The sequence below is a fragment of the Romboutsia sp. genome (assembly GCF_051659545.1).
Lineage (GTDB): Bacteria > Bacillota > Clostridia > Peptostreptococcales > Peptostreptococcaceae > JBOFOR01.
On record NZ_JBOFOR010000154.1, the window covers coordinates 1 to 6,583 of the forward strand.

The window sequence follows — 6,583 nt, forward strand, 5'->3', positions numbered from 1 at the left end:
AGAAATAGTATTAAACATGCTTGGCGAAGGTCTTGATGAAGGAATGATATCTAAATTAACTAAGATAGATATTATAAAAATAAAGGAAATAAGAGAAAAATACAAAAGTTAATTATATATAAGGCGTCGTGAATCACGATGTATTGTTTCATCTAAGCCACTGCGTGACTTGGCAATGTATATTCAAATAATGGAAAGTAATGAAACAAAGTTTGCCGTAGCAACAATACAATTGGATTTAATAAGTAATAGTTTACAAAAAGGAGAAATTAAATGGAATATATGGAAAGATGCAATGAATGGATAAACAATCCATACTTTGATAAAGAAACTAAACAAGAATTATTAAGTATCAAAGATAATCACAAAGAGATAGAAGACAGATTCTACAAAGAACTAGAATTTGGAACAGCAGGACTTAGAGGTGTTATAGCTGCTGGTAACAATAGAATAAATAAATACACAGTAAGAAGAGCTACTTTTGGATTAGCTAACTATATCATAAAAAATACTAACAATGAAATGCATAGAGGAGTAGTAATAGCCCATGATAATAGACATATGTCTAGAGAATTCTGTATAGAAACAGCTAATACATTAGCTGCATGTGGTATAAAATCCTACATATTTGATTCTCTAAGAACTACACCAGAGTTATCATTTGCAGTTAGAAGCTTAAACGCTATAGCTGGTGTAGTAATAACAGCTAGTCACAATCCACCAGAATACAATGGTTACAAAGTATACTGGGAAGATGGAGCACAAGTAATGCCACACATAGCCAACGCTATAACTGAAGAAATTAATAGTATAATAGACTATAGTACCATACCTACGTTAGCTTATGAAAATAAGCATTTAGTAGTAATGCTAGATGATAAACAAGATACAGAGTTCATAGAAGCTGTAAAAAAACAAGTTATTAGAAAAGAACTAATAAAACAAATCGGAAAAGATTTTAAAATCGTATTTACACCACTTTGTGGAACTGGTAATATACCCATAAGAAGAGCCTTAAAAGAAGTTGGATTTAAAAATGTATTAGTAGTCAAAGAAGAAGAAAATCCAGACTCTAATTTTGCAGGTATCCAATACCCTAATCCTGAAGATAAAAAGGCTTTAGATAGAGGTATAAACTTAGCAAAAGAGGTACAAGCTGATTTAGTTATAGCAACTGACCCTGACTGTGATAGAGTGGGTGTAGCTGTTAGAACTTTAGATGGTGAGTATGCACTACTTACAGGTAATCAAATCGGTGGTATGTTGACTAATTATATAATAGAAGGGCGTAAGGAGTTTAATAAGCTAGATGAAAAATCTGTCCTTATTAAAACTATAGTAACTTCTGAGTTTGGTGCAGATATTGCTAAGGCAAGTGATTTAGAAGTGATGAATGTACTTACGGGGTTTAAGTTTATTGGTGAGAAGATAAAGTCCTTTGAAGAGAATAAGTCTAATTCATACTTATTTGGATATGAAGAAAGTTATGGTTATTTAGTGGGTACTCATGCTAGGGATAAAGATGCTGTTGTAACATCTGTATTAATAGCTGAGATGGCTCTATACTATTCTTCTATGAATAAGAGTCTGTATGAAGGTCTAATGGATTTATATAAAAAGTATGGATACTTCAAAGAGGAAACTATATCTTTAACTTTAAAAGGTATAGAAGGTATAGCTAAGATAGGTGAGGTTATGACTTATTTTAGAGAGAAGGATATATCTAGTATTAATGATACTAAGATAATAGATGTCAAAGACTATAAAAAAGGAATTGATGAGTTACCGAGTGCTAATGTACTTAAGTATTTCTTGGAGGATGGTTCATGGGTAGCTATTAGACCATCTGGTACAGAGCCTAAGCTTAAGTTCTATATATCTACTAAGGGAGCTACTAAAGATGATGCTGTTAATAATGTTAATGGTATAAAAGCGGATTTAAACCAGATTATAGAGAAGTTGATATAATTAAAAAATTTTAGGGAATTGGTATAGACTATGGAGGACTGAATATGAGACAAAGAGTAAGAAAAGCAATAATACCAGCAGCAGGGTTAGGGACTAGATTCCTACCAGCTACTAAATCACAACCAAAGGAGATGCTACCTATAGTAGACAAGCCGACGCTACAGTATATTATAGAAGAAGCTATAAACTCTGGTATAGAAGAAATATTAATAGTTACAGGTAGAAGTAAAAAAAGTATAGAGGATCATTTTGATCGTTCTGTTGAGCTTGAATTAGAGCTTGCACAGAAAGGTAAGGATGAAATGCTTAAGATGGTTCAAGATATATCTAACATGGTAAATATACACTATATCAGACAAAAGGAACCAAAAGGATTAGGACATGCTATCCACTGTGCAAAAAGTTTCATAGGAGATGAGCCATTTGCAATTCTTCTAGGAGATGATATAGTAGACTCACAAAAACCATGTTTAAAGCAACTTATAGACTGTTATAATGAATACAAAACATCAGTATTAGGAGTACAAACAGTAGCTAAAGAAGATATTTGTAAGTACGGCATACTAGATGTAAAACACATAGAAGATAGAGTATACAAAGTAAAAGACATGGTGGAAAAGCCAAGTATAGAAGAAGCTCCATCAAACATAGCTATATTAGGTAGATATATTATAACTCCTGCTATATTTGATATATTAGAAAATCAAGAGCCTGGTAAGGGCGGAGAGATTCAATTAACAGATGCACTACAAACATTAGCAAAATATGAAGCAATATATGCATATAACTTTGAAGGAAAAAGATACGATGTAGGAGACAAGTTAGGATTCTTAGAAGCTACTGTAGATTTTGCTTTAAAAAGACCTGAGCTTAGAGATGATTTCTTAGCATTTTTAAGAAGCAAAGATGAAAGTAAGATAGTAGAGCCTATAGTTCAATTGGATGAAGCTGCTACTACAATAGAAGAGGTATAATGTATGGAAACCGGAGGCCTAGACTTCGACTGAACATGAAGTAATATACGCATATAACGTTGAATGAACCTTTATTATTAAATTAAAGGTTCATTTTTTTAGTAAACAAAAATTCAGTAAAAAATTACCATATTTGACAAACTAAGGTGTATTTATGGTGTATAATAATATATTATGAATATTTGGGAGGAAATATATGAGTAAATTAAAAAAAATAGCGATAGTATTACTAATATTAATAGTATCCATACCTGCAATTGGATTTGGTTATATGTATTTTAAACTAAATTCTATGTATGACAAGGAGCAAGCTAAAGATATAAAAGATAATCTACCAAAGGTTGAAAAAGTAGAAGGGGTTGAAAATATACTATTAACAGGTGTTGATGGAAATAATTTAGAAAAAGGAAATAGATCAGATGCCATGATGATCTTAACTATAGATTCTAAAAATAATGATATTAGACTAACATCACTAGCAAGGGATACCTATGTGGATATACCAGGTCATAGTACAGAAAAATTAACTCATGCTTATGCTTATGGTGGGCCGAGCTTACTTCTACAAACTATAAGCAATAACTTTGGAATAAATATTGACAAGTATGCTGCTGTTAGTTTTGATTCTTTTTCTAAAATTATTGATATTATAGGTGGAGTAGAGCTTGAGATATTAGATAGAGAAGTAAGTCACATACCAGGTATTAGATCTTCTGGTACTCAGACTCTTAATGGAAGCCAAGCTCTATCCTATAGTAGAATAAGATATGCTGATAGTGCATATCAAAGAGACAATAGACAAAGAACTGTAATAGAAGCTGCTTACAATAAGTTACTTAATGATTTTTCGTCTAATTTTATGGAAGTGGGAAATAGTATACTAGCTCACACTAATACTAATATTTCGCCAATGGAGATAATAGGTCTTGCTAATAAAGTTGTCAAAATTAGAGATAATGATTTTGACCAAATGGAGTTTCCTCTAGAAGGTCACAGGACAGGTCATATTATAAGTGAAAAAAAAGGCTGGGTAATAGAATGGGAACAAGATTATAACAAAGAACAATTACATAAGTTTATATATGATTATGAAAATTATAACAAAGACGTAAACAATGAGGGATAATAGAGAGGTAATATAAAAATGACTAAGCTAAAAAAAATAACACTTGTACTAATCACATTGCTAGTAGTTATGATTGGTGGTATTTTTGGATATGTATATTCAAAATTAAATTCTATTTATGTAAAAGATGAAGCCACAAAAAAAGAAGAAGCCGTAGAGGGTAAGGTGGTAGATGGTATTACTAATATATTATTAGTGGGTGTTGATGGTGAGATGATAGATAAAGGTAACCGTTCTGATGGTACTATGGTTGTTACTATAGATAGCATAAATAATGAAATAAAATTAACATCAATAGCAAGAGATACCTTAGTTAATATACCGGGATATGGTAATGAAAAGTTAACACATGCCTATGCTTATGAGGGTATTGATTTATTGAAAGAAGTTTTTAAAGAAAATTTTGACTTAGAAATTGACAAATATGTAGCAGTTAATTTCTCGTCATTTATGGAAATTATAGATGAGATAGGAGGAGTCGTAGTAGAGGTTCCAGAAAATGGACTAGATGCTATAAATAGTATGATAGACGTTTGTTACCAGTACTATAGTGAAGATGACAGAGAAAATATACAAAAAATACATCTAACAAAAGCAGGCAAACAAAGATTGAATGGATACCAAGCTCTTGCTTTTAGTAGAATAAGATACACAGATGATGCTTTTCATAGAGATGCTAGGCATAGAGAAGTTGCCGAAGCTGCATATGAGGAGTTTTTAACTAAGGGACAAGAAGAGTACAAAAAGTGTGCGGATATACTATTAGATAATACTAAGACCAATATATCACCTATGGAAATGATGAATCTAGGATTTACTGCACTTAAAATAGCAGACAAAGATATAGAACAATTCCAATTTCCACTAGAAGAGCATAGAACTGGTGGGATTGTAGATAAGCAAACTGGCTGGGTATTACAATGGGATAAAGAACCGAATTTAGAAGCATGGCATAAATTTATCTATGGAGAGTAAATACATACGTACCATATGTGAAATAAATATTAAAATTTAAATTTGAGTATTTAGCATCAATAACAGTATTTATGGGAGTAATAATGTTAGGTATTTTACTAACAGTAAGAATTGTAAGATATCTATTAAAAAACACTGGGATAACCTAGTGTTTTTTTAATTTCACAAATAAAATAATAGAAAAACTATAATTTGTCTATTTAGAGGAATTGTAGACTTAGAACAATGTTATAATAGCCTACAAATAGGTACTGTTAATTTTATATAAACTATTATTGCAAAGTAAATAAAAATAATATACAATTAAAAGTAACAAAACTGTAAACAATATTTGAAAAAAATTAGATGAAAATAAAATTATTGAGGATATTAAAATGAGGTGTCTTATGATTAATAAAAAAGGAATTGTTAGAACTATATCAAAAATAGCAACAACAGCAATACTTTTGAGCTTAATATATATAGCTCCAAGTAATAATGAAGTATATGCATATCCTAATACAAACTCAGTAACTCAAGCCAAAACAGAAAAGGGAATAGTTAAACCTTGTGACTACTTGAATGTAAGAAAAGGTCCAAATGTAAAATACTCTACACTATCAAAACTATATACTAATGAATCTATAGAAATACTAGAAAAAGATAGCAATAAATGGTATAAAATAAAATCCACAAAAGGTGTAATAGGTTGGGTAAATAGCCAATATATAAAAATCCAACCAATACAAACATCAACATCAGCATCTAGTAAATCTAAAAAAATTGTAGACTTAGCATATAAACAAATAGGAAAACCTTACTCTTGGGGAGCGAGTGGACCTAAAGCTTTTGACTGCTCAGGACTAACTTCGTATGTATATAAAAATGCATCTGGGATAACATTGCCTAGAACCTCTAAACAACAAGCTACAGTAGGAAAAACAGTAAGCAAAAAGAACTTAAAACCAGGAGACCTAGTATTCTTCTCATCAACAGGTAGAGGAATAACTCATGTAGGCTTATATATAGGAAACTCAAAAATGATACATTCACCTAAACCGGGTCAGAATATAAGAATAGATAGTATAAACTCAGCGTATTATTCAAGAACTTTTGTAACTGCAAAATCAATAATCTAGCCTATAGAAAATCAATAACTATAAATTAAAAAATAATTATATATATCTTCTAACTAAAATGTTACATTATTTAAACTAAGTTAATCTTATTAATTGAATATTATTTTCAATAGTAATAGGATATAATGATGTAGAATTATTCTTAGAATATATATATGCAAAAATAAGAATTAAAATATATTACAGAGTTAATGCAACATAACAAGAACACTTACTAATATGAAGAGTAAGTGTTCTTGTTATGTTGTATTATGCTACAAACAAATGGAGTATAGGACTATGATAGTATAGTCATATAACTTTAAAAAGTTGGTAAATAGACTCTTCTAGAGTCTTATTATTTTTATGTATTTTTTTCAAATTCTTTTTTAATTTTGCCCAGTACTTTTCTATAGGATTTAACTCTGGAGAATATGGTGGTA

6 protein-coding genes are annotated in these 6,583 nt (G+C 30.3%); 5 read left to right on the top strand and 1 reads right to left on the bottom strand.

Going from position 1 to position 6,583, the window contains the following annotated elements; genetic code table 11:
* Nucleotides 1–273 precede the first annotated feature (273 nt).
* From ACRC03_RS08590 to ACRC03_RS08610, 5 genes are all read left to right on the top strand, one after another.
* On the top strand, nt 274–1,968 hold the full coding sequence (locus tag ACRC03_RS08590; RefSeq protein WP_438652153.1) for a phospho-sugar mutase: 1,695 nt from the start codon (nt 274–276) through the stop codon (nt 1,966–1,968).
* A gap of 44 nt (nt 1,969–2,012) precedes the next feature.
* Nucleotides 2,013–2,942: a UTP--glucose-1-phosphate uridylyltransferase GalU gene (gene galU / locus ACRC03_RS08595; RefSeq protein WP_438652154.1), complete on the top strand. Its 930-nt coding sequence runs from the start codon at nt 2,013–2,015 to the stop codon at nt 2,940–2,942.
* A 196-nt stretch (nt 2,943–3,138) separates the two neighbouring features.
* On the top strand, nt 3,139–4,068 hold the full coding sequence (locus tag ACRC03_RS08600) for an LCP family protein (RefSeq protein WP_438652155.1): 930 nt from the start codon (nt 3,139–3,141) through the stop codon (nt 4,066–4,068).
* An 18-nt stretch (nt 4,069–4,086) separates the two neighbouring features.
* The gene (locus ACRC03_RS08605; RefSeq protein ID WP_438652156.1) at nt 4,087–5,043 is read left to right on the top strand and encodes an LCP family protein; all 957 of its coding nucleotides are present in this window, start codon (nt 4,087–4,089) and stop codon (nt 5,041–5,043) included.
* Between the two features lie 386 nt (nt 5,044–5,429).
* Nucleotides 5,430–6,161 carry a C40 family peptidase gene (locus tag ACRC03_RS08610; protein WP_438652157.1) on the top strand — a complete coding sequence of 244 codons (732 nt, stop codon included), beginning with the start codon at nt 5,430–5,432 and terminating at the stop codon, nt 6,159–6,161.
* A gap of 291 nt (nt 6,162–6,452) precedes the next feature.
* Here the strand turns inward: ACRC03_RS08610 and ACRC03_RS08615 are convergent.
* The coding region (locus ACRC03_RS08615) for a transposase (RefSeq protein ID WP_438650849.1) at nt 6,453–6,583 on the bottom strand (131 nt) is incomplete at its 5' end.

What these genes read in the sequence shown, in the direction of transcription:
- ACRC03_RS08590 (WP_438652153.1), top strand. Translation starts at nt 274, where the DNA reads ATGGAATATATGGAAAGATGCAATGAATGGATAAACAATCCATACTTT.
- galU (WP_438652154.1), top strand. Translation starts at nt 2,013, where the DNA reads ATGAGACAAAGAGTAAGAAAAGCAATAATACCAGCAGCAGGGTTAGGG.
- ACRC03_RS08600 (WP_438652155.1), top strand. Translation starts at nt 3,139, where the DNA reads ATGAGTAAATTAAAAAAAATAGCGATAGTATTACTAATATTAATAGTA.
- ACRC03_RS08605 (WP_438652156.1), top strand. Translation starts at nt 4,087, where the DNA reads ATGACTAAGCTAAAAAAAATAACACTTGTACTAATCACATTGCTAGTA.
- ACRC03_RS08610 (WP_438652157.1), top strand. Translation starts at nt 5,430, where the DNA reads ATGATTAATAAAAAAGGAATTGTTAGAACTATATCAAAAATAGCAACA.